Here is a 25361-nt window from a genome sequence, read left to right as displayed (position 1 = left end):
CAGTAAAAATTAGTTTAGGAGGAAATCGATGATGAAATTAGTCAAAATTCTAGGGACCTTACTGGCCGCCGTGACGTTAGGCGGCGCCATGGTCGTGATGGGGCCAACGGAACCCGCACAAGCCAAAGCCGCGAAGAGCCTGGCGACGGTCCCGCAAAAGTTTCAGTGCACCTGGTATTACTATGTGAAGTACGGGAAGAAAGGCCACTATAACCGGTTCACGATTTCGGCCAATAAAACGGCTTACCGCAATTACACCAAGAAGAATAAGGTGACGACGGGGTCGAGTGTCCTCAAATCGCGCAGTCTCAAGAAAGCCTACAAAGGGAATGATGGCAGTACCTGCATGTTCATGAGCAAGGGCTACTTGGTCGATATCGGCTGGACCTATTATTCACCGAAAGATTCGGCTTACGGAACGTTTGGCACGGAATCTTACAAGATCGTGCCCAAATACTACCACGGTCAAAAGGTGCAGTCGTTGTATTCTAAGAACGTGTGGTTAGCGGATACGGGTGGCTTCCACCTGTTGCACTACTACAAGACCAAGGCGCAAGCCAAGTACTTCAACCCCACGGGGGCGAACGAAGACTATCCGGACTAAGGAATTCAGTTCTAATTAGTCCTGGCAGTCAGTCAACGACGGTGGATACTTAAAGTCCACCAAATAAAAAGACTAGTCATCTGAAAATTGCAGATGACTAGTCTTTTTTGGTTAGAATAACGACACAATGAGTTCTAGGTTAAGCGCGGTGATAATGCCTGCCAAGGTGTAGCCGACCCACTGGGTGAGCCGGGAGTTGACGTGGGCGCCCATCAAGGCGTGATCGCTGGTCAAGCGGACTAACGGAAAGAGCGTCAAGGGCAACGCGATGCTGAGGGCGATTTGGGCGTAGACGATGAGTTCTTCAAACGCCGCGTCGCTGAAACCGACCAGAAAACCAATGATGAGAATCGGCACCAGGGTGACCGCCCGGGTCAACAGGCGCCGTTCCCAGAGCGGAAGCCGGATATGCAGGAAGCCTTCCATCACGATTTGCCCCGATAACGTGCTGGTGATCGACGAGATCAGCCCAGTGATCAGCAGGGCAAAGGCGAACAACCAGCCCATGATGGGACTGGCCAGCTTACCCACGGTCGCGGGATTTTGCAGTTCGTAGAAGACGGCCTGTAAGCTGGCGAGGTTCTGGGTGGTGTGCCAGAAAAGCGTGCCTCCGAGAATCAAAAGGAGGGCGTTAATGATGAGGGCTGCAATCAGGTGGACGTTGGAGTCCCAACGCGCAAACCGCAGGGCTTCGTTGACCTGTTTGGGGTCGTTGTGGTCGTAGCGGCGACTCTGTGCCAACGACGAATGCAGGTAAATGTTGTGGGGCATGATGGTCGCCCCCATAATACCTAGGCTCAAGACCAGTTCGGTATGGTTGGTCAATAGGTGTGACGTGGGGATGAGCCCGCGGGCAATGGCGCCCACGGCAGGGTGAGCGCGAAAGACTTCGAGGCCAAAGATGATGCCGACCGTTAAGATGGCCAACACGACGATGGCCTCGACGCGACGAATTCCGAAGCGCAAGAACAACAGGACTACCAAGACGTCGAAGATGGTCAGTAAGATGCCGTAAAGTAGTGGTAAGCCAAACAATAGCTTTAACGCAATGGCGGTCCCGATGACCCCAGTCATATCAGTGGCCATCATCGCCAGTTCGTTTAACAGCCACAGAGTGATCCGCCCACCCACGGGGATGCGACTGGCAACGGCTTGCGCCAAATCTTGTTGGGCGACGACGCCCAGCTTGATGGCCAGCGTTTGCATGAACATGGCGACCACGATGGACAACCACAGAACCGCCAGTAAGGTGTACCGAAACTGACTGCCCCCGGCCAAGGACGTCAGCCAGTTGCCGGGATCCATGTACCCCACGGCGACCAGGGCCCCGGGCCCACTATACGCTAAGAATTTCTGGAAGAAACTGGTCTCGTAGACGCTCGGGACCAGGACGCTTTGATTGATCTCATCGAGGCTAGGTCGTTGGTTGGGCGTTTGCGAGTTCTGTGGCATCGCCAAGACCTCCTTTATCCGCCTTGACGGCCAGGTCTGCTAAGAATTGACAGAAGGCCGGGGCGGCGTTCATTGGCGGGACCAGTTGAAAGACGTCGCCGCCACTGGCTTTGAAGGTCTGATAGTTTTGGACGTTATCTTCTTCGATGGTCTCCAAACAGTCCGACACGAACGACGGGGTGACCACTAAGACCCGCCGCTTACCCAGTTCGACCAGTTGCATTAGTTCGTTTTTAAAATAGGGCTTGAGCCACGGGGCCGGACCGAACTTCGATTGGTAGGCCATCGTGATCTTGTCGTGGGGAATCTCGGGCGTCCGGGACATCACGCCCGCGGTCGTGGCGTTGCACTGTTCCTGGTAGGGGTCGCCATGGTTGACCATCGCCTGGGGAATGCCGTGGTAGCTGAAAACCAAAGCGTCGTAATCGCCCGCCGCCCACGCCGCGCTGATTTTTTCAGCCAGGAGTTGCTGGTAGGTCGATTCCTGATAAAAGTGCTTGATAATGGTGATGGGCACCAGAGCGGCTTTAGCCCGGTCGATGATGGTCTGGTGCGTACTCTGGGTGAATTGTGGGAATAAGGGCAAAACCACGGTATGGTCACACCCGGCTTGGGTCATCTCCTGCAGTGTCTGGGTGATGCGCGGTTGGCCATAGTAGCGCACGTCCCAGTCCGGAAGCCGGTCCTGGACGCGTTTAGCCATCAATTGGGTGTAGGCCACTAGCGGCGAGCCACTGGTGGTCCAAGAATGCTGATAAAAGGTGGCCGACCGCCACGAGCGTAGGGGCAAGATCACGCCGCGCAACAGGGGTTGCCAGAACCATCTGGGCATCTCAATCACGTTTTGATCGCTGAGAAACTCCCGTAAGTAGGTCTTGACTGCCGGTGTTTCGGGGGACGCCGGGGACCCCAAGTTGACCAAAAGTAAACCTGTCTTCATAAACGCATTTCCTTCCTCAAAGAACCCATTAGTTAGGGGTGTCCGGGGCGGTCAAAGCCACCCGCAAGAGTTTAACCTGATAACTCGCCGCGGGAGCGACCACCGTGACGATATCGCCAGCCTGATGGTCCATTACCGCACGGCCCAGGGGTGAGACTTGGGTGGCCTTGCCGGCGGCCAGATCCGCTTCGGGCGCCCCCACGATTTGATAGGTGGCTGTGCTGTGATCATCAAGAAACTCGAGGGTCACCCACTTGCCGATTTCGACCGTATCTGTCGCACTGGGAGTGACGATACGGGCGTATTGCCGCTCTTTATTTAGAAAACGTAAGCGACTCTCCAGGTGGCGGAGGTCGCGCTTAGCGGCACTGTACTCCGCATTTTCGGAGAGGTCGCCGTGGGATCGCGCTTCCGCCAGGCTGGCGATTTTGTGGGGACGGTCCGCCTCCAAGGCGGCGATTTCCTGTTCGATTTGGCGGTACCCAGCCGCCGTGATGGGGTTAAAGTTCTGGTCGTTAGCCATGCCTAACACCTCATTTGTAGAATGAATTACCCACTGCTAATGCTGAAAACGGTTACTTTTTGGCGTAACACTTAGCAGTGATTAGGTTAAGTTTACCGCATAATTTGGGGATAAGAAATGGGAGATTGCGTGAACCGGTGGCCAGTTGCTCAACTGCAAACAACTTGATTGCTCTCAATTAAATTGCCTTAAGAATTTACACTTTAACGCGCAAAAAATGACGTTTTTGCCACTTATCGCTTGACCGGCTAATTAAATGGTATGGTTAACACAGTTGGAAGGGGTCAAAGACGTTGGTCGTTGAACCTGACCTAATGTGGGGAACATGCGGCCCCACGAAAGACTGTGATGACGGTGAATAAATTTGTTTGTCATGATGTGCTGAGGAGTAAGTTTTGTTAAATAACAGATTATTGCGGTTGCGTCAGTTATCGAAATTGAGAACTTGGGGGAGTGCTGAATTTTTATCATATGAGTTAACGGCATAATCTGGTTGAGCGGCATCGCCCGGTGGGGTGGTGCCCTTTTTCGTCGGTGATACTTGTGGGGCGTCATCACTAGTGGGCCTAACGATTTGGCTGATCAATCGTCAGGGGATTAGGGCCTGCTGGCAAGCTTAATAGTGAGAAGCGCGTACCAGTCGTGATTCCCGTCAATTCGGGCCAATTGAGCGGGAAAAGGATTGCAACCGGCGCCGATTCACGTTACATTAAAGGTGTTTAGAGAAGGGAGACGGTGTCGGTGTTATCGGTTTATTTTTGTGAAGATAACCGCAAGCAATTAGAACATTACCGCGATGTCGTCCAACGCTACATCATGATCAATGATTACGACATGCAGGTCAAGCTGGCCACGGCCAGCCCCAAGGAATTGCTGACGGCGTTGGATACAGATGCCCCGAAGTACGCCCTACTATTTTTAGATATTGAATTTCCTGCCGCAGACATGAACGGTCTAGAGACCGCGATTGCCATTCGCCAACAGCTGGGATTTGCTGAAATCGTTTTCGTCACTACCCATTCGGAGATGGCGTTAGTCACTTTCGAGCGCAAGGTGGAACCGATGGACTTTATCGTCAAGGACTTGGGACGCGACCAGATCGACCAAAAGATTCGCGAGAACGTCGACTATGGTTATCAGCGCTATACCAACTATTTGGAAAACACGGAGAATCTCTTTCAGTACACTATCGGCGGCCGGACCTTTAGTCTGCCGATGGGGGACATCTACTTTGTCTCGACCGCGGATACGCCGCATAAGGTCTCGGTCCATGCGGCCAATCAACTGGTCGAGTTCCCCGGGCTTTTTGAAGGACATTGCGGATCAGTATCCCGAATTGTACCGGACGGACAAAAGTTTTCTGGTCAATTTGGACAACGTTAGCGGGATCGATACCGCTAACCGGCGACTGATTTTTCCGAATGGCGATCAGACCGACGTGGCGACCCGACGTTTTCATGAGGTTAAAACATTAGCCCAAAAGCATTTAAACGACTAAGTGAGTGATAATATTGATATTTCATTTATTTGACCAAGACTTCTGGGTCAACTTGACGCTAGCCATGATCATGCAGTGGTTCTGGACGCTCTGGATTGGTGAGATTCGTCCACAGAACTGGACGCTGCCACTCAAGTGGTTGGGCTGGGCTCTGTTGCCGGCGGTGATTGGCCAGGGATGGAGTCCGGTGATTCCACCGTTAGCGGCCTTGGTCTACCTTCTTCGGCAGCGGCCGAATCTAGCTCTGGTTTTTACTAACGTGACCATCGTGATTTTTCTCATTGTCGTGTTGATCAACGACTTCTCGTGGGAACTGACCCGCTTATTGTGGGGGCCGACCGTGGCCACCAGTGTGTTGGGAGTCGGGGGACGGTTGGTCGTCCAGTTGGGCATCTATTCGTTAGTCTCGTTGGGCGTGCGAAAGACGCATATCCAACCGGGGAGCTTGAACCAACTAGCCCTGAGTTACAAGGAGCAGTGGACCGTCTTGGGGTTGCTCTTGAGTCTGTCGGCATTGGTTGCCTTGTCATCGAACATTATTTACCAGATGGTCCTCAGCCAAGAAATGTTGACGTTTGCGCTGGGCATTGAAGTCATCATGATGGCATTGATCGTGGTGAGTTTGTTCGTGTTCTTACGCAGTTTTATGACCCGGCAACGTGTTAAGGCCAACTACCAGTCGACGATGCTACAGAATCGCTACGACCGTCAAATCTCGAATCAGGTCCAAACCATCCGGGATTTCAAGCAGACCTACCAAAAGCAGATGCTCAAGTTGGGGGATTATCTCGATGCCGAAGATTATGCGGGGCTGACCCAGTACTACCAGACTTTAAATACGCGCTGGCAGACCACCAATCAATTGGCTGGTATCGAAATCGACGGCCTGCAACGCTTGAACGACCCGCCATTGAAGAATCTGCTGTTTCAAAAGATTCTGCTGGCCCAAAACCACAATTGGCACTTTCGCTTGGAGGTCCCCGACCCGATTCAGGCGATTCCCATGAACAACGTCCAACTCTTACGGGTGTTGGGAATTCTATTGGATAACGCCATCGAGGCACCTCGCATTGGGACGCTGCCCGAAATCTACTGTGCTATTTTGGATTATCCCAGCGCGGTTGAACTGGCGGTGGCCAACCCGGTCGATGCGAAGAATCCGCCGGCTATCAACCAATTTATGCGCGCGGGCTACACCACTAAGGGGGGGAGTCACGGCCTGGGGCTGAGTACGGTCCAGGAGATCATTGACCAGACGGCCAACGCTTCATTACAAATCATGATCAAACACGATTACCTGTACTTTACGGTGATTCTGACTAAGGCAGGGGGTGGGGCAGATGATAACCGTCACAGCGCCTAGCTTATGGCTGGCCGGTTTCGTGATGAGCTTTTGGGTCATCTACTTTCAGTATTACTGGTTTCCCCAGTTGCGGGGGCCTCGCTTCGTGGCGGTGGCGTTAGGCCTGGCGGGACTCTATGCGACGCTGGATTGCTGGTTGGCGTTGCATTTGCGCACCCCAGTCGCGACGTCGCTACCAGCCGTTTTGTTACTTGGCGGCGAGTGTTTGTGGTTGGGGCGGCGGCATAATTGGCGTTACCTGCCAGCTTTTATGAGCGTTTCGATTTTGGCGTACCTGTTAACGGAATTTATCGACGCTTTGGTCACGACCGTGTTGATTGCCGCTAGCAGCTTGTCCTTTGCCACCACGTTGGTGGGGACCGGCATCACGTTGGCGTTTGATTCCGGCCTGTTCATCCTGCTGGTCTGGGTGATCTGGTCAACACAAGCACCATTGGAGAATCTGATTCAATCTCTCTGGGGACGGGGACTCGAATTCCTGCTATTGGGTTTGATGTCGGCGTTGATGCTAGTTTTCATTTTATTCGAGTATTCGTTGCAAGCATTGAACCGCTCGGCCAGTTACATGGTGATGCTGACGGGGATCTCTGGGGTCTTCATCTTAGGGTTTACGCTGAGCCTTTACATTTTGGTCCAAAGTCACCTCCAAACGGAGCGTACTCGCGCCCAACTCCAGGACCAGCGGTTTCACGACCAGTATCGCGCAGAGTTGCACCGGCAATTAGCCAGTGTCCGTAAGTTTCAACATGATTATCAAAACATGTTACTGGGCTTGGGTGGTTATTTGGCTGATCAGGACTACACCGGGTTTCGCCAGTTCTATGGCGACATTCGGTCACGGTGGACCACCAGTAACGCGGCGGAATTGACCATGGGAGATTTGATTAACATTCCCCAAATGGCATTACGCTACGAAGTTTATCACCAATACTTAGTGGCCCGGCGGTTAGGCGTGGCGCTGTACGTCCGCACGCCGACGCCTTTGACCGTCACCATGGCCGGGTTGCACCAGGTGACCCATTTGATCACTCAAGTTTTGGCCCAAGTCCTACCAGCCGCAGCGACGTTGATACCGGCTGTGGTCACGCTGGAGTTGTTGGAGACCCAGCATGCGTTTCATTTCCGGTTGACCTTTCCGGTGGCCGCGGGGGCTCAAGTGGTGGCCCACCACCGCATCGTCAGTGCCCAGGGAAATTTGGATTTTAACCGGGTCATCCGGCAATTGACCGGTGAACGGCGCGTCACGTTGCGAGTCAAACTGCATTGGGGGCAGTTAGAGATCACCTTTCCGAAAAAGTAAGTCGTTGATGGGGGGAGACACAAAATGATGACGGTAAACGACAGCAGTTTTATTTGGAACAATCTGATCATGGGATTCTGGTTCATTTACTTTCAGTTCTACTGGTTCCCAAGTATTCGCCGCTGGTGGGTCAATTGGGCCTACGGGGGTCTCGCGGCAGTCTTTACCCTGCTGAATTGGGTCGCCATGCGGCTTGAATCAAGGGGATTGAGCCTGCTGGCAGTCGGCCTGGTTTTTCTAGTGGAATTATGGTGGTTGACTTACACCAAGCGGCGGCACTATCTGCCGGCCTTCTTGACCGTGGCGATCCTAGACTACCTGCTGAGTGCCTTCGTCAATAGCATTAGCGTGACGGGGACCATGTTGTTGACGTCGTTTCACTTCACCACGACCAGCTGGGGGATGCTCACCGTGCTGACCTTCAACACGGTCCTTTTTGCCATGGTCGCCGTGGGGCTACTGGGGACGCAAGCGCCGATGGAGAACTTCATCCAGTCGATCATGACTCGCAAAACGCAGTACTTATTGTTGGCGTTTATGGTGGTGATGATGACCGTCTTCGTCCTCTTCATTTATCTATTGCGCTGGCTCCATGGCTCGTCCAGTAGTCTCTTCTTCTTGATGGGGATGACTGGGGTCGTCATGATCAGTCTATCGGTCAGTCTGTACCTGTTGATTCAGACCCACTTGCAACAGGAGCACGCTCACATCCAGTCGCGACAACAGGATTATTACCAACAGTATACCGATGAACTCCAACGCCAAGCGGCGGTGTTTCGTAAATTTCGGCACGACTACCAAAATATGTTGTTGGGGTTAGGCGGTTACCTGCATGACCAGGACTACGCCGGTTTTCGTCAATACTATATTGATATTCGTTCGAAGTGGCAGACCAGTAACGCGGCAGATCTGACCATCAGTGATCTGGATAATATGCCACAAGGGGTGGTGCAGTACGGCTTATATCACGACTATTTGACGGCCCAACGCCTGGGCGTCAACTTGTTCATCGACATTCCTAAACCACTGACCGCCACGGTCGCCGTAGGACGTCAGGTTGGTCGAATCCTCACCCACGCCTTACCAACGGCGATTCACGCGGTGGCCGCACTGGAACCGGCCCTGGTCAACTTGAAGATCACGGAGTCCGTCAAGGTGTCGTGGGTGGAACTGACCTTTCCGGTGCCGACTGATGTGCGCCTGTTGCGGGGTAATCGGCTAGTGGGGGACCGGTTCGAAGCCGATTTTTCCGGGATCCTCCGGCAGTTGCCCCCCGCGATTACCGTTCAGTTGAAGACCAAACTCCACTGGGCCCACCTCTTAGTGACGTTACCCATGAGCTGAGCCAGTATAAATTAGCAATTTAAGTTAAAGCTTATAAAGTAACCAAGAAATGTATAATTGTAAAGAAAGCGCTTGCAATTAAAAGCGACTTTGTTATACTGAGAGTTGTAATACCAATGAATCCTTTGAAAGAGCTGATGAATTGAAGCGTTTGTCAGTGATTGGATTTTATGAATAAAATGTAATTGTGACGATTAGATTTTATTCATACCTCGGATGGCCGTGGTTATTCGGGGTTGGCACACCTCAATACGACCTATTGAGGATTTAGCTAAGTGGAGGCACGACGTTTCCTGACTACAACTGTGAAATGTTGAAACTCTAATGATGCTAGTGGGAGCCGGAGTGTGGTTACTCCGGTTTTTTTATTGGCCAAAATCAGGGAGAACCCTGATTGTTAAACACAAATGGCAGCGCTACCATATAACTAAACCGAGCGGTGTGCTTAAGGCCACGGCCGGGTTCAGTTCGGGCGGGATATAACCCGCCCATAAGAGGGGGCAACCAAGCATGAAAATCACGTTTAATGGCAAGTTTTATCGGAACTTCTTGTTCTGGCTCGGCCTGATTTTTCTCGCCGTAGTCGTCTTGGAAAACGTGTACCTCGACGTTGCGTATAACGTTGCCGGGGTTGGCGCCGGAATACTCCTGATGGTCATGGGGTTGTTCCGTTTCACCGGGATTACGACCCGAAATTAATCTATTATGGTTAACGGCCCCCACCGTTGATGGTTGGGGGCCGTTTTTTGTTGGCGTAAGGGACTAAAAAACCAGGCGGCCTTGTGGCCTGACCTGGTCTCAACTGATGTCAATTTACGGACTGAGTACGCTGAAAGAAACCGGAACATTAAGTCAACAGAAACAGGTAGTTCTTCACGGCGGTCGCATCAAGCGATTCACCGGCGGCAGCAGCCTGGTCGTCTAACTCGTGTAACCACCGACTGCGGGCGGCCTCGTCGATTTGCGGGTCGTCAAACTGGTCGGTGGTATCATCAACGGTGGCTTGGTACGCCAACAAGTTGGTGTACAGCAGGCGCTGCGAATTGGGAATGAGGAGCAGGGCCCCCGATTTCTGAGGGAGGGCGAAGCATTCGGACGTTGGTTGTGGATTAGCCATGTTGTCACTTCCTTACCCTTAGTTTACCAGTTGTTAGGGTGGAAACCTAGCGGATTGTTACCGCTTACCGAATCTGGTCGTTAACGCTTAGACTGTCGGGGTGAAGTCGGCGGGTACCGGTGCGGTCACCAAAGTTTTGGGACCCGTTAAGGTGAAGGGTTGCGGGAAGGCCAGTTGCCAACAGTGGAGTCGTAAACGGTGGTGATCGGCGATCCCGTAGAGCGGGTCGCCCACTAGGGGGTGGCCGCTAGCGGCTAAGTGGACGCGTAACTGGTGAGTCCGACCAGTCTCTAACCACAGGCGAACTAGCGTTAGGTCAGGCGCATGTTCGACCACCTGATAGTGGGTAATGGCCCGCTGAGCGTGAGTCCCGTTGACCAGCCGCTTGCGTTTATCCTGTGGGTCGCGGCCAATCGGTGCCGTGAAGGTCCCTTGACCCTGGAGCGTTCCGTGGACCCAGGCCAGGTAAGTCCGTTGTACACGCTTTTCGGCAATGTTGCGCACCATGATGGGGACCACGGCGGGGGTCTTGGTCATCAAGAGTGCCCCGGTGGTCTCCTGGTCCAACCGACTTAAAATGTGGGCCGGGTTGGTCCGACCCTAAGTAAGCCGCTACGTGGTTGAGCGTGGTGCCCCGTTCGCCGGGTTGGTTAGGGTGGGTCTTACTGCCGCGGGTCTTGTTGATGACTAACAGGTCAGCCGTTTCGTACAGCTCGTACAGCACGCTGACCGTTGCCGCGCTGTCGGGAGCGACGGCTGGAAAAGGGTGCACGAAATCGGTAGGGATGAAGGTCAAGGTGACTTGGTCGCCACCCGTGACCAGTTGGTTCATCGAGCGGTAGTGGTCGTTGATGAGGACGCGTTGGTCGACGCGTAAGCTATGAATCAGGTGACTAGGAATCAACCAGGCCCGCAGAAGGTCACGGACCGTGAGCGCAGGCAGAGTGGCTGGAAGTTGTCGGTGGTAGGTCCAGTGCATAGGGGTCACTTCTTTCACATGGGTTAAGGTCAAACTAAAGAAGGCCTGAGACCGCAGTCCCAGACCTTCTTGTCATTCGCGTCGAGATTAATTGGTGAGTTCTTCGGGCTTCACGATGAGCACATCGCAAATGGCGGAGCGGCTCACGTAGTTGGTGACGGACCCCACCATCAGGCGCTCTACGGCAGTTAACCCGGTAGAACCGATGATGATGAGTTCCGTGTCATGGTCAGCTGGAAATTCCCGGGCGATAACGGGCTTAGGATTCCCAAACCGAACGTGGATGCTGACGTCTTTGACGCCAGCATCGATTGCTTGTTGCTTCAAAGCGTTTAGACGATCTTGGACGTCTTGGGACAACTTGTAGATGACGTCCCCACTAACGGCACCACCATAGGTATCGCTGAATTGGTTGACTTCCAGCACATTTAAAATGTCCAGGTGGGTTTTGTTGCGCTTTGCGACTTCAATTGCTTTTTCGAGAACTGGTTGGGTTGCTTTCGAACCATCAACGGGAACCAGAATATTTTGATATTGTTGTAACATAATGGATGCCACCCCTTCACGATGCATATAGAAACCTTACCTATACTATATCATTTATCACTTATCATGTAAGCCCTTAATTTCGCCCGGACCGTTATGAAAATCATGAAAACAAGGCGGTTAGCGCCTGGGTAAGACTCCTTGATTGAGACAGTCTTTCACGCGACTATTCACGAAGCTATTATACCGCACTTGACTCCGAAATGGGGAATTTGAGTAACTGTTCGCTACTGAACGTAAAGCCCCATCATGATTCAGTAGTGACCCAAAGCTTAAAAACGGAATCTCCATGAAAAATTGTGGGGCCATTTAGTTTATTTTACGGGGTTGACGACTCTGCTTGTGCTGAGTGCGAGTAGCGCTAGGAAGCTACTGTGGGATTATCTTTGAGATGAGACTGACTTGCCCTTGTAATCTGGTAGTCATCTCCACGCAATTCACAACGGGTAAACTGGGTATCATAAGCGCATGGTTGGCGAGGCTGAGTCGGTAACGTCATTACCGGCTAACCGTTGGTAACCTTAGTGGAAGAATCGAGTGGGAGGTCTTGACGGTCAAGTCTAAAAACTTTAGGATAACGGAGTAGTTCATTAACCGGTCAAAACACCTTTGAATAGGTGAGTGATGGTGAGGTAGTGGGGTTACCTCACCGTTGGTTGATTGGGTAATGATGTAATTTCAGGGAGGAATCAGTTTAATTGATGAAAAGCAAGCGACAACCAAAATTGGCTTACGCTGCCTACACGGGGATCTTTATCGTGCTCGTAGCCGCCATGTATGGCATTTTTATTTTGACGGGGAAGTCCTTTATTTGGCAGGGTGATGGGTTGGCCCAGCATTATCCGATTCTGGTTCGATTCTATGACTGGCTGCATCAGGGGAAACTAGCTGGCTGGTCTTGGAACCTCGGTTTAGGGGCGGACCGGATTACGGCGTTTTCATACTACGTCTTGGGGGATCCCATTAGTTATTTGATTGGGTTGTTCCCTAAGCAACATATTGAGACCGGGTATAATCTTTTGGTCCTGGTCCGCTTGTATTTGAGCGGCCTGGCCTTCATGTTCTTTGCCCGGCAACGGATGTTCAAACCTAGTAGTCGGCTCATCGGGACGATTACTTACACGTTTACCGGGTTTTCGTTATACGTCAGCATTCGCCACCCCTTTTTCTTGTTACCGATGATTTTGTTTCCGTTATTGGCTTACGGGATCGATCACGTGTTAGCGGGGAAATCATGGTTGCCACTGGCGGCCTTTACGGGCTTGACCCTAATCGGCAACTTCTATTTTGCTTACATCCTAGCCATTGGGAGCTTGGTCTACGCCATCTTACGGTACTTCGCCGTAAGACACGACCATGTCTTTCACCTGGGGCGTCTGATTGGGCGCTTAATCGGGGCTGGCTTGGTCGGGGCTTTACTCGGCAGCATCCTCTTCATCCCATCCGCTTTGGGTGTGTTGAAGTCGACGCGGGCCGGCACCGACTTTGCGAACGGCTACTTACTTTATCCATTCAACTACTACTTAAAAATTCCCAACGCAGTGGTGACCACGGGAAACGCGATGAGCTTTTGGGTCAATCTGGGGCTCGCGGGGCTGACCTTTTTGGCGTTGGTCTACACGCTTAGTCATTTTAAACGCTACCTCTGGTTGAACCTAGGCGTGGTGTTACTGGGCGTCGGCCTACTTTTTCCCGAAATCGCTGCCATCATGAACGGGGGCACGACTCCTTCGCAACGCTGGTTACTCCTGGGGTGTTTAGCCTTCGGGTTGGCTGTGATGAGCTTCTGTGACCAGTTAGTGACGTTGACGCACTGTGATCTACTCGTGCTGGTATGGGCGACGTTAGGACTCTTACTGCTAGTATGGGCGGCCAACGGCTTTATCATGGACAACGACGCCCACGATTTCGTGTTGTATGGCTGGTTACTGCTGACCCTCGGCGCAATTGTGCTGGGAGTCATGGAACATTGGTCAGCCAAACGGCAGGTGACCGTGCTGATGGGACTGTTGTGCCTCAACGTTGTGGCCAACAGTTACGGCTACTTCAGCCCACTATCGGGTGGGGCCAGTCAACAGCTGACGCCCCGCGGCGTGGCCACCAAATTTCAGAAGGACTACTACGACGGTGCCGAAAAGTACGTCAAGCACCAGGCCGGGTTCTCCCGGAGTCGAATCAGCCGTCAATATTACTATAGTAATGATGCGAAGACCAACCTGGGAATGAACCTGGGGGCTCATGACATCATGTCGTACTTCTCCGTGGAAAACGGGGACGTTGGGGTCTTTAGCCAGGCATTGGGCAACGCGCAGTTCAAGATGAACAAGCCCATTAACCAGGGCGACAGCCGCACCACGTTGAACAACCTGTTGGGGGTCCGCTACGTTTTCGCCCGGGAGAACCAACCCGGGATGCAGGCGTTCCCGTACGGATACCACGTGGCGAAAAAGAACGGCAAGGCGGTCACTTACGCCGACAAACCGGTCCATGGTTTTGGGAACAGCTACGGCACGACTATCTTGACCTCGAAATACGCCTTGCCACTGGCTTACCTACAGACGCAAAAATTAAGCGCGAAGCAGTTTAAACACCTTAGTGATACCGACCGTGAACAAGCTTTGACCACCGGGGCCCTATATGAAGCGGCCGCGCCCAAGGTCAAGACGACGACTTACCATAGTCGCCAGCGTGAGCTGAGCTACAAGGTCCGGCCCTTGAAGGAAACGGTCATCAACAGCTTCAAGCAGTTGGTGAATTACCGACAACAGGGGAACCAACTGGACCCAGACCTGGTCAAGACCTCGCAACAGTCCCTGCGGAAGCATAATCAGGACCGGTCCGTCAGCATCAACGAAGACCGGACGCGGTTAGGGAAGTTGATCAAACAAAACCAAAAGATTTTGAAACAAGGGAAACAAAAGAATAAACACGGGTTGACGCGGATGACCAGTGATAATCAGAATCATCCCATCACGTATCAGTTGCGGATTAAACAGCCGCAACGCACACGGGGCACGGAATTGTACCTGGACCTGAGTGGTATCAAGGCGGAGCGATTCACCGTGCAAGACAAGTATCAAGGTAGGCGTAACACGGAAATCTTCCAAAACCGGGCTTACACCGGGCTTACACCGGGCTCAGTCGTCTGCAAACGTTGCGGAAGTCCATCTGGAACTTAAGCGACGGGGCCTACTCCGTGACGGCCACCAGCTTCCAGAACGTGAACAGCTTCAACCAGTTAGGCCAAACCAATCTTTCAGACTACGAACCGAAGTCCCACGTGCTCTTGAACCTGGGGTACTCGACATCGCCACGGCGGAAGATTAAGTTGACCTTCAAGGGCGTCAAGAGTTTGTCCTTCAAGTCGGCTAAATTGATTGCCGTCCCGTTCGGCAAACCCTACGCCAAGCAGATGCGGACCTTGCAACATCAAGGCCTGTCTAACTTGAACGTGACATCGGACCGGGTCACAGGGACTGCACAGGCCGACACTGCCAGCATCCTGACCACGTCGATTCCGTATTCGAGTGGCTGGCGGTTGACCGTCGATGGGAAGCCTCAGGCCACACACCGGGTCAACGTTGGCTTTATCGGTGCTAGCTTACCGGCCGGCCAGCATAAAATCGAACTGACGCACCGAACGCCAGGCTTACGACTGGGAACCGTTGCGACGGCACTGGGCTTACTCATTATGGTGCTAAGTGCCATTTGGACGGGGCTTAAGCGACGTAAACGGCCTTAAGTAAATAATATCAACTCCTATTTGGGTCGGAGCCTTCTAGCGTTGTGGGACCGGCCCATTTTGGTCGTCTTTTCGCGCTGGTTTACCCGGAAAAGTGGCACGCTCTAAGAGTTTCGTTCAGGCAGTGTGGTATCATAGATGAATAATGATAGAATTTTTGGAAAGCGATGGCTAAACCATGAGACTAGACTTTTCCGTTGCCGTTCATAGCTTGCTGTACCTCGACGAGAAACGTCCCCGCAAGATTGCAAGCCGGGAACTGGCGACGTCCTTACAATTGAATGCGGTGATGATCCGTAACATTTTGTCGGTGCTCCACAAGCAGGGGTACATCGAAGGGTCCGTCGGTAAAAATGGGGGGTACCAACTGATCCGGAGCTTAGACGATATCAACGTGGGCGAATTATACGACCTCACGATTCCGCCAACCATTAGTTACGCGCGCTTTATTACGGGGGATTCGAAGGGCGCCAAGGTCAGTGACAGCACGGATATCTCGGCGAACATCTCGCAAACGCTGACGGATCTGTTCACGCTAGCCGATGACGACTACCGGCGCTTCTACCACCAATTTACGATGACGGATTTAAAACGCAACCTGCACCAGCATGGCTTTTTCCGGCAATTAGTGGTCGATTCCGACCAGGACAAATAGTTGAGCGTTAACCACCCGGTGGGAGTGGTAAGTCGGTATAATAAAGTTAGAGATGGCTGGTGGTTACGGCCACCATTAAGCTTTACCAGTCTGGCAACGAACGCCGACCGCAAAACGGAGCATCCCTTTTCGGGGTGGTCCGTTTTGTGCGTCTTTGGGGGGAATGAACGAAATCAGCCCGACGATTAGAATTATAATAATGGCCCGGTGAGGGGGCCACCTTTCAGGGGCTGAATGGTGGTCGTTGGGGGTCATCTTGCACCGCAACTTTCACAATTTTTTTAATTCGTGAAAGTGTAATTGTAATCGTTTTCAATCAGTGCTATGATTTTAAGTGACCGTAGAGTCGGTTTGGTCGCCGATAAATCGGTTGGTTAATTTGAAAGGGGTTTTTGGGTTATGTATTGGTACGCAATGAAGTCACACGATATTCGGCATAATTTAGCCACCGAACAATACTTAATGAATAATAAGAAGTTCGATGAACCACTGGTCTTGTTCTACTACGAAGGCCCCTGCATCATCGTGGGTCGGAACCAAAACACGTTGGAAGAAATCAACCAGAAGTACGTGGACGAACACAATATCACCGTTACCCGGCGCTTATCCGGTGGGGGTGCGGTCTACCAAGACCTCGGCAACCTGTGCTTTAGCTTCGTGGTCGATAGTGACAGTGAAGAATTTGGGGACTTCAAGTCTTTCGTCCAACCGATTGTTGATGCCTTACACGCCATGGGCGCCAAGACCGCCGAAGTATCTGGCCGCAACGATATCTTAGTCGACGGCAAGAAGTTCTCCGGGAACGCGATGTATTCGCACAGCGGCAAGACCTTCTCTCACGGGACCTTGATGCTCGACGTGGACCAAGACGTGATTGCTCACGCCTTGAACGTTCCCGCCGACAAGATGAAGTCCAAGGGCATCAAGTCCGTGCGCTCCCGGGTCACGAACTTGAAACCGTACTTGGCACCGGAATACCAGAACTTGACCGTCCCAGAATTCCGTGACACCCTGTTGAAGGAACTCTTCCACGTGGACAACTTGGACGCCATTGCGGACAAGGAAGTCCAAATCAGTGACGACGAAAAGGGTGCCATCGATGAGATCTTCAACCAGTACTACAGTAACTGGGACTGGGTCTACGGCAACTCCCCCGAGTTCACGGTTAAGAAGCGCCAGCACTTTACGGCGGGGACCATCGATGCCCGGCTGTTGGTCGAAGGCGGTAAGATCAAGAACATCAAGTTCTACGGGGACTTCTTTGGCCCCAGCGACGTCACGGAACTCGCTGATAAGCTTCAGGGCGTTCGTTACGACCGCGAACACGTTGGCGCCGTCTTGAAGGCGGTCGACACCCAAAAGTACTTTAGCGGTATCGACGTGGACGACGTTTTGACGCTCTTAGTGGACTAGTTACCCCAGATTAGCGGATTTTACTGATTTTACCGAGAGAATACGTTAGAATAGAACCAAATTGACTGAAACGCGGTCGGTTGACCGCGTTTTTTATTTTGACAACGATTAAGGAGTTTTGGAAATGAGAGATCGAAACGTGATTTCGTGGGCCATTATTTCGCTGGTGGGTTTTATTCTGATTAATTTTTTGATGAATCAGCCTTTCGTGCAAATTGGTCACGTCACGAATGACTTTTGGCCATCGTCTTTGTTGGCCCTGGTGCTCTACGCAGTGCCGATTGCTTTGGCTATCCTGAACTGGAAGCCCTCGTTTTACTTGCTTGGACTCGTGATTGTATTGTATTCTTTGGGATTGTTAGGGATGTTATTTGTGATGTGGGGGTCCAGTCACGCTAGTTTGACGATTCGACTCCTCATGTCGCTGTTCAGCGTGGGCATGCTGGTAGCCAACGCGTATTGGTTGGTGCTGGCACTGCGGTTGCGTAAGGACCAGCAGGACGCCCGCGATCGTAAACGATTTGGCAAATAAGACGAGGTGAGTAGAAATGGAACGCAAGATTCAAGATTTTATTGACGCGGTGGCAAATGATGAGGTGGAACATTTCACCACTAAAACGCCCCAGAAAGCTTTTTACGCCGATCCAGACAAGGCCGTGGCGCCCTTAGTGGACTTCATGCGCCAACAGATCCAACAAGACCACTTGGCCCAAGCGGAAACGACGGTCAACGGCACGGACATCTCGGTCCGCTTGGAACTTAGTGTGATTAATTTACCTTTACAAGATACTAAAACCATCGCCAAGATTATGGCGGTCGACGAGACGGCCCCATTGAACGTCTACGCGGTCATCGAGACACCGGACATCAATGTTTCGGGATTGCGCATCGATGCGCTGGCCCCAGCCCAGACTTACGTGGATCAAGCGGCGACGGCGGATGCCAGCTTACACGACTGGTTAAAGCTGCAGATTGAAAAGTTGCAAGCGGCGGCGACGAACGCCGAAGAAACGGACACAGTCAAAAAGCCGACTAAGGCGAAGAGTACCAAGACGAAAGCCACCAAAGCTAAAACTAGTAAGACCAAGACTACTAAGGCCAAAGCAAGTAAATAGTGGCGGAGTGGTCAACCATATAAAAAGGACGGTACCGGAAATTGACCTGGTGCCGTCCTTTTTTGAGTTTTGAGACCGTGATGCTGAAACTGGCTAGGGGCTTACTGATTACTTGACCACGTTGGTCTTGATGCGGTCCTTAGCCACGTCTCTAGCTGTGAAACTTTCGTCGGTTTGGCCTAACGTCAAGGCAAAGACGCCGGTAAAGCCAGCTGGTAACACGTCTTTCGGCACGGAGCTGACGCCCGCCATGTTGTAGTTGGCGCCTACCCCCTGGTCTTCGGCGGCCAGTTCCATGTTATGGACGATGGCGCCCACCGAGATGTTTTCCATCGGGCCAGGATTCTTGGCGGAGACTACGATGACGGTCGGAGCGTCGTAGATGTTGGTCATTTGCTTAAGAACTTGGGGATCTTGGATGACCGTTAAACGGTAGTTGTCATATTGGCCCATGCCGACGGGACCTTCGTTCGCGGCGGTCAAGATGGCTTGTAGTTGGTCATCGGTCAACTGGCCGTTATATTGGCGAACGGCCTTACGTGCGTTAAGTAGTTTGAGTGCTTCCATATAAATACCTCCTTAGTGGGTGACCAGGTAAATGGTGGCCCACTACCTCCATTATACGGCGCGCTGTCAAAACAGTCAGAACGAAATCGAAGTGGTATCATGGCCGCAAGGAGGGACCAAAATATGACGACAACCATGATTTTAGGCGGCGCCAGTGGCGTCGGTTTCGAGGTCGCCCGGCAATTCGGGGCCCACGACCAGGGTATTATTGTAGTTGCGCGGGATGCCGCAAAGGTCAAAGCCGCGGTGCAAGCCTTACAGCAGGACGGCGTAACGGCCAGCGGCTACGCCTGTGACGTCGACGATTACCTGGCGGTCCAGGACTTGTTTCAAAAGGTGACTCGGAAGACGCCAGACTTGACCACTTTGATTTATAACGTGGGTAATAAACACCTGGATAATGCCCTGTCGAGTGATTTGGCGACCATTCAAGCGAGCTTTAAGACTAATGTCTTGAGTGGGATTTACGCCGCCCGGCTGTTTTTGACCCAGACCGCCACGCGCGGACCGCGGGCCATCTTGTTTACCGGTGGGGGCGCTTCGGTGCGGCCATCGAACAAGGCGTCGACCCTGTCGCTGACCAAAGCGGCGCAACGCAGTTACGTGGCGACGTTACACGAGGAGTTGGCTCCGAAAGACGTGTTCGTGGGGCTGGTCACGATTCAAGGCATCATCGACAGTTCCCCAGAGATGCAGGCGGCCAAAGTCGCCACCGCCTACTGGACACTCTACCAGCAACGTGACCAGGGTGAAATCTTTTACCCGGAACACGTGGGGGGCTCCGAATTTGACCGATCCAACGGGTAAAAATGACGTTAACCAAATTTAAATTAAAAAAATTGTAGATTTAGCTTGTCCTGGAGTCGACTCCAGGATATATGCTAGCCTCATCCTCAAATGAGAAGGGGGGGCAATGAAGTGAATTCAGTTGTTGGAAATGATACGGTCGGCCTAACGGATGTGCCGCTAGCGAACTTGGTGGCGAGCGGAAGAGACGTTTTGGTTCAAGTTAAGGCCATCTCAATCAATCCCGTCGATATTAAGACCACGGCCCATACCGCAGCCGCGCAGATTCGCGGGTACGATGCGGCGGGAATCGTCGTTGGTGTCGGACCGGACGTCACAAAGTTTAAGGTCAACGACCGAGTGTTTTACGCTGGGACCACGACGCGTAACGGCAGTTATGCGGATCAGCAATTGGTTGATGAACGTTTAGTGGCCCGTGCGCCGGCGTTAGACTTTGCGGATCTGGCGGCACTCCCGCTGACCTGGTTAACGGCGGCGGAAATCTTATTTGAAAAATTGTCGTATACGCCGGCACCGGGAGCCAACGTGGGACATACTATCTTGGTGATCAACGGCGCTGGCGGCGTGGGGTCTATTTTGACCCAGTTGGCCCATTACGTGGGGCTGACGGTGATTGCGACCAGTAGTCCGCGCAACTTTGCGTGGCTGAAGGCCCATGGCGTCGACCACGTGGTGGATTATCACCAATCATTAGTGTCCCAGGTGAAGCAATTCGGCCTCACTATCGACAGTAGTCTTAACCTAATCGACACGGGGCAGTATTTTGATGAGTTGGTTGAGCTGGTCCGGCCGTTTGGCCATCTGGTGAACATCACCAGCACCGCCCAACCGATCGATATCATGAAATTACAACCCAAGTCGTTGAGTTTTGACTGGGAGTTAATGTTTACCAAGAGTGGCTACCATGACCGAATGGCGAGCCAGGGGCAATCATTGGCTTGGCTGGCTGATCTGCTAGCAAGCGGGCACATCAAATCGACACGGACCCAGACGATTCAAGCACCAATCACGGCCGCAACCCTGAAACAAGCCCACGCTGACTTGCGTGACCACCATATGGTGGGGAAGTTAGTCGTCGAGAACACAGCACACAACTAAAAGGAGAACAAATTATGAATTCAATTAATTGGTCTACAGAATTTTTACCAGGTAAGACGGACAACTTTGTGTCCAACGAGGTCATCGCAACGGGCATCACTTTAGCGGATGTTTGGGCTAACTTAGTGGATACGTCCAAGTGGGAAACGTATTACGATAACGCGACTAACATCGAATTAAGTGATAAAAGTGATTCGAACCTGCACTTTGCGGAAACGTTCCACTTTGACACCTTTGGCTTCCCCATCGATGCGCAAGTCATGGAATTAGTTGCGCCATACGATGGTCAGGTCGCCCGGTTGGCTTGGCACGGTTGGCAAAATGGGGACGCCGACACCCAGTTCGACGTTTACCACGCCTTCTTGATTGAAAAATTGGCGGATGGCCGTATCCGGTTGTTGACCCAGGAATCACAAATCGGGAAGCCCGCGGCGGAGTTGGCGCAACAGGATCCGAACCCGATGCTGAATGGCCACCAAAAGTGGTTAGATGGCTTAGTTAAAGCAGCTCGTCAAAATTAAGGAGGGGTTTCAATGGCAAAAACTTGGTTAATTACGGGAACGTCCAGTGGCTTCGGCAAGGCCTTGGCCACGATCGTCGCGCAACAACCCGACACGAATTTAGTCGCGACCGCACGGAAGACCCAGGATTTGGATTATTTAGACCAATTTACGGCGGCTCACGTGGAAAAGGTGTTGGTGGACGTCACGCAGCCCGCTGACGTTGAACGCGCCGTTCAAGTGGCCCAGCAAAAGTTTGGTACGGTCGACGTGTTGGTGAACAACGCTGGGCTGGGCTATTTCGCAACGATTGAAGAAAGCGATATGCAACAAGTCCGGCACATGTTTGAGGTCAACGTCTTTGGCTTAGCTGCCATGACTAAGGCGGTCCTCCCCCTGATGCGGGCCCAAAAGGCGGGCGTCATCGTTAACCTGTCATCGGCGTTGGCGCTAACGACGTTACCAACGATGGGCTTCTACAGTGCCACGAAGTACGCGGTTGAAGGCTACACCGATACCTTACGTCAAGAAGTGGCCGACCTGGGGATTCAGGTCATGGCCGTTGAACCGAGCGGCGCTAGGACGGATTGGTCAGGACGCTCATCGGCCAAGGCAGTGCCAACCTTAGCGGACTATCAACAGTTTAGCGAGTCGGTCGAACACGTTGCGGATTCAGTCCACGATGCCCCGGGTGCCCCGCAAAAGATCGCCCAGGCCATTTATGACCAGGTCACCCAAGCTGACCCGCTTCCGCAACACCTGCCATTGGGCCAGTTCGCGTATGAGGGTGGCTTTAAGAATTTGACGCAACTGGTCACGGAAATCAAGAGTCGGCAGGATATTTCGTTAGCTACCGACGATTAGTGAAGGGGGCCAATCATGAGCTACAGTATTGGGGAGGTCTCCCGGAAGCTGGGGGTCACCATCGACACGATTCGCTATTACGATAAAGCGGGTTTACTCCCTTTTATTCAGCGAAACGCGAGTGGTCGTCGCGCTTTTACCGAAAATGATATCCATCTGATGCGGACCATCGTCTGCTTGAAGAATGCGGGGGTGTCGGTCGCCGACATTTCCAAATTCATCGCGTATCGCTTGGAAGGTGATAGTACCCTGACCAAACGGTACCGGTTATTGGAAGACCATCGGCAAGCCCTCCAGCAACAGATTGCGGATCTGGAGGATACCATGACCTATTTGAAATTCAAGGAATGGTATTACAAGACGGCCGTGGATGCCGGGACCGAAAGCATCCACTTCGTCCCTGGGACCAATGAGGTGGTTCCCGACTTAGCGCAGGAGTATAGTGACCATTTAACGGCGGAGAATCAATTAGCTGAACGTGAACACTTCGCAAATGTGAAAGATTATCGCAACCGGGGCACTCACTGAGGTGGTGCTTTCTCCCACGATACCTTGCATTTCATGGCGTGATATGGTAGGGTATTGCTATGCGATGAGTCGAGAAATCACGCGTTGTTGGCTTGCCAATCGCGTCCGCGCAAGCGGCTAGGTGAAATTTTGATCGGTAGGGCACAGATGTCACCGGATTGTGACGTGCAGATTCTGCGGGAATGTGGATTCCAAAATGAGTCCCGTTAGGCTTGCCTAACGGCTACCAAAAACGGTCAGTGAAGAGCAATCTTCACTGACCGTTTTTTATTTGCTGATAGTGTATTGGTTACGGTGGTGACCAGGCGCAACCGGTGGTTAAATGACTCACCCGCTTAATTGTTCCCTCATAATAGAAAGAAAACGGGGGATGAGCAAGATGTTAAGTCGGGGATTACCACTCTTGATGTTGGGAATCGAAGTTCTAGTGGCGCTCCACTTGGTCGGCCAACGAATCGGGGGCGTGCGCTCGCGGGGGAGTGGCGTGACCCAAGCCATTTATACGGTCGTCGTGGGCAACTTTATTTTGGGGATGGGCCTGTGCTTGGTCTTGGGGCATCCCAATTTGTTGCACTGACGGCTTTCCCTTTGCGTCGGGTCATTAATATCGGTACACTAGGCGTATGAGACTTGTGGTCCCAACCGTGGTGGGTCAGGTTAACTAGACTCACTGAGTTGTGGACGGAAGGGAATGTGACGATGCAATTACGACGTGTTGGTGGTCAATTGATTGGGTTAATCGTGCTCGCGCTGGCCTTGATCTGGGGGTTAGCCTGGGGTGGTCGTTGGGGTGGCCTGGCGCCTTTGGGCCGCTTGGTGGTCCAAGATGGAGGTTTATTGGTGGTTTTACTCGCGGTGAATCACTGGTGGCTGCGGGTCCCGGTATTCTTCCGGTCGCCGTTAACTTTAGCGAACCAGTTCCGGGTCAACACCTTACCGGTCATCTGGATGGTGATTTTAGCCTTGGGGGCCGCCGAAATCGGCGCCGCGGGGTTATGGGCCATGCCGGTGGGCGTGGCGCTCGGAATTGCCATTTTGGTGGGGTGCTGTGAAGAGTACCTTTTTCGCGGGTTGACTCTGGGCCTGTGTTTGCGGTTATTTCACCCCACCACGGGGCCTCAAATTTGGGGCGCCGTGGGACTGAGTAGTCTCTTGTTCGGGGCGTTACACCTGATCAATTTGACCCACCAGGATTTGGGGCTGCCCCTGATTCAAATGCTCAACGCCTTTGCGCTGGGCGCGCTGTTCGCCGCGGTCTATCTGCGGACCCGCAGTTTACTCTGGCCGATTCTGGCCCACGCGTTCAACGATTTCGTGGCTTTTTTGATCATGGGACTGACGCCAACGACCGTGGGACCGACCAACAAGGCCGCCGTGATTGCGGTAATGGCCGTGGTCTATCTGGCTGTGGCCGCCTGGTTATTACGACGGGCGCGCCTGACCCAAGTGCAGGCCAACTTTGTGGGTAAAGCTTAACTTTAATTTTGGCAGTCCGGTCGTCATTGGCCGGGCTTTTTTAGTGCCGTCTCAGCGTAGCTATTTCGCTCACTGGTCGAACGAACCGGGTAACCGCGGGACAATTGAACTCATAGACTCGGTATACTAGGGCCATAGCTAGGGGGCGTTAGCTGATGCAAGGTAAAGCTGTGTTGCATCTGAGCGGGGTCTGCGCCTTATCGGTGGTCGTGATGCTTGGGCTAGGTCTGCTGGGGCACCTCCGGCAGCTCGCAGATCCTACGGACGTCGTGTTACAGGACGGAATCTTGTTGGTCATGATGGTGGGACTCAACCTGGAGTGGTTGCAGGTCCCCGTCTTTTTCCGTTCGGAATTACCGCTGGGGCAACAGGTCCGCTTGAATGCCGTGCCCCTTTTGGTGATGGCGTTGACTTGGTTAGACCTGTTGGGCATGGCGCAAAACTGGTTTCACCCCTTTGCCATGCCGGTGAGGTTGGCGTTGATTGTGGCGGGATGCGTGGCCGTTTTTGAAGAGTACTTTTTCCGTGGGGTGGTATTGACGCTGTTGATGCGGGCCTTGCCGCACCATTTGCTGGCGGCCGTGGTTGGGAGTGGCTTGATTTTCGGGAGCTTTCACCTGATCAATTGGGTCCACCAACCCCTGGCACTGACCCTACTTCAAGGCGCCAATGCCTGGGCGATGGGGCTGTTACTCGCGGCCATTTACCTACGCACGCGGGCCTTACTCTGGCCGATTCTGTGGCACTTTACGCACGATTTAGGTGTGCTGTTGCTGACGGGCGTGGTGGTGGACACGCGACCCACCACGTCGGTAACCGTGGGCACGGGCTTAGCCATTATCTACGTGGTGACGGCGCTAGTGTTATTGCGGCCGGACAAACAGGCGACTTTGACCTGGCCGTTGACGGCAATCAGTCATCACGGTTAAC

Annotated in this window: 29 protein-coding genes; 22 read left to right on the top strand and 7 right to left on the bottom strand. The window is 52.8% G+C overall.

From position 1 onward, the window contains the following. Positions 1-31: 31 nt before the first annotated feature. Positions 32-604 carry a hypothetical protein gene (locus H3M12_RS01960; RefSeq protein ID WP_182150842.1) on the top strand — a complete coding sequence of 191 codons (573 nt, stop codon included), beginning with the start codon at positions 32-34 and terminating at the stop codon, positions 602-604. A 111-nt stretch (positions 605-715) separates the two neighbouring features. Here H3M12_RS01960 and H3M12_RS01955 read toward each other — a convergent pair whose 3' ends face one another. Genes H3M12_RS01955 through greA form a run of 3 tightly spaced genes read right to left on the bottom strand, consistent with a single transcriptional unit; the run spans position 716 to position 3519 of the window. After that, positions 716-2056 carry an Nramp family divalent metal transporter gene (locus H3M12_RS01955; protein ID WP_182150841.1) on the bottom strand — a complete coding sequence of 447 codons (1341 nt, stop codon included), beginning with the start codon at positions 2054-2056 and terminating at the stop codon, positions 716-718. Then, entirely contained in the window at positions 2019-2996 is a 978-nt protein-coding gene (hemH, locus tag H3M12_RS01950) for a ferrochelatase (protein WP_182150840.1), read from the bottom strand. The genes H3M12_RS01955 and hemH overlap by 38 nt, the downstream gene beginning before the upstream one ends. Positions 2997-3024: 28 nt before the next feature. Further along, on the bottom strand, positions 3025-3519 hold the full coding sequence (gene greA / locus H3M12_RS01945) for a transcription elongation factor GreA (protein WP_182150839.1): 495 nt from the start codon (positions 3517-3519) through the stop codon (positions 3025-3027). Between the two features lie 741 nt (positions 3520-4260). Here greA and H3M12_RS01940 point away from each other — a divergent pair. From H3M12_RS01940 to H3M12_RS01920, 6 genes are all read left to right on the top strand, one after another. Then, positions 4261-4902, top strand: a complete 642-nt coding sequence (locus H3M12_RS01940; protein WP_225423554.1) for a response regulator — start codon at positions 4261-4263, stop codon at positions 4900-4902. Beyond that, positions 4826-5017, top strand: a complete 192-nt coding sequence (locus H3M12_RS12815) for a LytTR family transcriptional regulator DNA-binding domain-containing protein (RefSeq protein WP_225423553.1) — start codon at positions 4826-4828, stop codon at positions 5015-5017. The genes H3M12_RS01940 and H3M12_RS12815 overlap by 77 nt, the downstream gene beginning before the upstream one ends. Positions 5018-5021: 4 nt before the next feature. Next, a complete protein-coding gene (locus H3M12_RS01935) occupies positions 5022-6380 on the top strand; it encodes a GHKL domain-containing protein (RefSeq protein ID WP_225423552.1) in 1359 nt (452 codons plus the stop codon). Then, positions 6358-7680, top strand: a complete 1323-nt coding sequence (locus tag H3M12_RS01930; RefSeq protein WP_129033009.1) for a signal transduction protein — start codon at positions 6358-6360, stop codon at positions 7678-7680. Before H3M12_RS01935 ends, H3M12_RS01930 begins: the two co-directional genes overlap by 23 nt. Before the next feature lie 24 nt (positions 7681-7704). Then, entirely contained in the window at positions 7705-9024 is a 1320-nt protein-coding gene (locus tag H3M12_RS01925) for a signal transduction protein (RefSeq protein WP_129033008.1), read from the top strand. A 510-nt stretch (positions 9025-9534) separates the two neighbouring features. Continuing rightward, positions 9535-9723 (top strand): hypothetical protein, encoded by a 189-nt coding sequence (locus H3M12_RS01920; protein WP_129033007.1) that lies wholly within the window; start codon positions 9535-9537, stop codon positions 9721-9723. Between the two features lie 148 nt (positions 9724-9871). Here the strand turns inward: H3M12_RS01920 and H3M12_RS01915 are convergent, their stop codons facing one another. Together H3M12_RS01915 and H3M12_RS13030 are read right to left on the bottom strand one after the other, a co-directional pair. Beyond that, positions 9872-10141, bottom strand: coding sequence for a hypothetical protein (locus H3M12_RS01915; protein ID WP_129033006.1), 270 nt, complete (start codon positions 10139-10141; stop codon positions 9872-9874). An 87-nt stretch (positions 10142-10228) separates the two neighbouring features. Continuing rightward, complete coding sequence (locus tag H3M12_RS13030; protein WP_325065014.1) at positions 10229-10708, bottom strand: RluA family pseudouridine synthase; 480 nt, start codon at positions 10706-10708, stop codon at positions 10229-10231. A gap of 116 nt (positions 10709-10824) precedes the next feature. Between H3M12_RS13030 and H3M12_RS13025 the strand changes: the two genes are divergently transcribed. Beyond that, the gene (locus tag H3M12_RS13025) at positions 10825-10983 is read left to right on the top strand and encodes a hypothetical protein (RefSeq protein WP_325065013.1); all 159 of its coding nucleotides are present in this window, start codon (positions 10825-10827) and stop codon (positions 10981-10983) included. Positions 10984-11207: 224 nt separating this feature from the next. On the opposite strand, the gene H3M12_RS01905 is transcribed toward H3M12_RS13025, so the two are convergent. Continuing rightward, on the bottom strand, positions 11208-11666 hold the full coding sequence (locus H3M12_RS01905) for a universal stress protein (protein WP_129033004.1): 459 nt from the start codon (positions 11664-11666) through the stop codon (positions 11208-11210). A gap of 701 nt (positions 11667-12367) precedes the next feature. Between H3M12_RS01905 and H3M12_RS01900 the strand changes: the two genes are divergently transcribed. From H3M12_RS01900 to H3M12_RS01880, 6 genes are all read left to right on the top strand, one after another. After that, positions 12368-14845: a YfhO family protein gene (locus H3M12_RS01900; protein WP_267905793.1), complete on the top strand. Its 2478-nt coding sequence runs from the start codon at positions 12368-12370 to the stop codon at positions 14843-14845. Positions 14846-14862: 17 nt separating this feature from the next. Continuing rightward, entirely contained in the window at positions 14863-15408 is a 546-nt protein-coding gene (locus H3M12_RS12980) for a YfhO family protein (RefSeq protein WP_267905792.1), read from the top strand. A gap of 178 nt (positions 15409-15586) precedes the next feature. Further along, positions 15587-16063 (top strand): RrF2 family transcriptional regulator, encoded by a 477-nt coding sequence (locus tag H3M12_RS01895; protein WP_129033002.1) that lies wholly within the window; start codon positions 15587-15589, stop codon positions 16061-16063. Positions 16064-16462: 399 nt separating this feature from the next. After that, the gene (locus H3M12_RS01890; protein WP_182150838.1) at positions 16463-17476 is read left to right on the top strand and encodes a lipoate--protein ligase; all 1014 of its coding nucleotides are present in this window, start codon (positions 16463-16465) and stop codon (positions 17474-17476) included. A gap of 124 nt (positions 17477-17600) precedes the next feature. Next, on the top strand, positions 17601-18008 hold the full coding sequence (locus H3M12_RS01885) for a hypothetical protein (RefSeq protein ID WP_129033000.1): 408 nt from the start codon (positions 17601-17603) through the stop codon (positions 18006-18008). A gap of 16 nt (positions 18009-18024) precedes the next feature. Beyond that, complete coding sequence (locus H3M12_RS01880; protein ID WP_225423550.1) at positions 18025-18591, top strand: hypothetical protein; 567 nt, start codon at positions 18025-18027, stop codon at positions 18589-18591. 108 nt (positions 18592-18699) lie between these two features. On the opposite strand, the gene H3M12_RS01875 is transcribed toward H3M12_RS01880, so the two are convergent. Continuing rightward, the gene (locus H3M12_RS01875) at positions 18700-19158 is read right to left on the bottom strand and encodes a nitroreductase family protein (protein ID WP_129032999.1); all 459 of its coding nucleotides are present in this window, start codon (positions 19156-19158) and stop codon (positions 18700-18702) included. A 123-nt stretch (positions 19159-19281) separates the two neighbouring features. Between H3M12_RS01875 and H3M12_RS01870 the strand changes: the two genes are divergently transcribed. From H3M12_RS01870 to H3M12_RS01835, 8 genes are all read left to right on the top strand, one after another. Next, the gene (locus H3M12_RS01870) at positions 19282-19965 is read left to right on the top strand and encodes an SDR family NAD(P)-dependent oxidoreductase (RefSeq protein ID WP_182150837.1); all 684 of its coding nucleotides are present in this window, start codon (positions 19282-19284) and stop codon (positions 19963-19965) included. Positions 19966-20076: 111 nt separating this feature from the next. Then, positions 20077-21063 carry a zinc-binding alcohol dehydrogenase family protein gene (locus tag H3M12_RS01865; RefSeq protein WP_170954993.1) on the top strand — a complete coding sequence of 329 codons (987 nt, stop codon included), beginning with the start codon at positions 20077-20079 and terminating at the stop codon, positions 21061-21063. A 14-nt stretch (positions 21064-21077) separates the two neighbouring features. Further along, positions 21078-21584 carry an SRPBCC family protein gene (locus tag H3M12_RS01860; protein ID WP_129032996.1) on the top strand — a complete coding sequence of 169 codons (507 nt, stop codon included), beginning with the start codon at positions 21078-21080 and terminating at the stop codon, positions 21582-21584. 12 nt (positions 21585-21596) lie between these two features. Beyond that, the gene (locus H3M12_RS01855) at positions 21597-22427 is read left to right on the top strand and encodes an SDR family NAD(P)-dependent oxidoreductase (protein ID WP_182150836.1); all 831 of its coding nucleotides are present in this window, start codon (positions 21597-21599) and stop codon (positions 22425-22427) included. A gap of 15 nt (positions 22428-22442) precedes the next feature. Next, on the top strand, positions 22443-22955 hold the full coding sequence (locus tag H3M12_RS01850; protein WP_129032994.1) for a MerR family transcriptional regulator: 513 nt from the start codon (positions 22443-22445) through the stop codon (positions 22953-22955). Between the two features lie 379 nt (positions 22956-23334). Beyond that, complete coding sequence (locus tag H3M12_RS01845) at positions 23335-23532, top strand: hypothetical protein (protein ID WP_129032993.1); 198 nt, start codon at positions 23335-23337, stop codon at positions 23530-23532. A 122-nt stretch (positions 23533-23654) separates the two neighbouring features. Continuing rightward, positions 23655-24431, top strand: coding sequence for a CPBP family intramembrane glutamic endopeptidase (locus H3M12_RS01840; RefSeq protein ID WP_129032992.1), 777 nt, complete (start codon positions 23655-23657; stop codon positions 24429-24431). Between the two features lie 155 nt (positions 24432-24586). Then, a complete protein-coding gene (locus H3M12_RS01835) occupies positions 24587-25360 on the top strand; it encodes a CPBP family intramembrane glutamic endopeptidase (protein ID WP_129032991.1) in 774 nt (257 codons plus the stop codon). Position 25361: the final 1 nt, after the last annotated feature.

The sequence above is a fragment of the Levilactobacillus suantsaii genome (assembly GCF_014069315.1).
In the GTDB taxonomy this organism is placed as follows: domain Bacteria; phylum Bacillota; class Bacilli; order Lactobacillales; family Lactobacillaceae; genus Levilactobacillus; species Levilactobacillus suantsaii.
The sequence above is the reverse complement of the archived record's forward strand: the minus strand, read 5'-3'. Positions and strand labels throughout refer to the sequence as shown.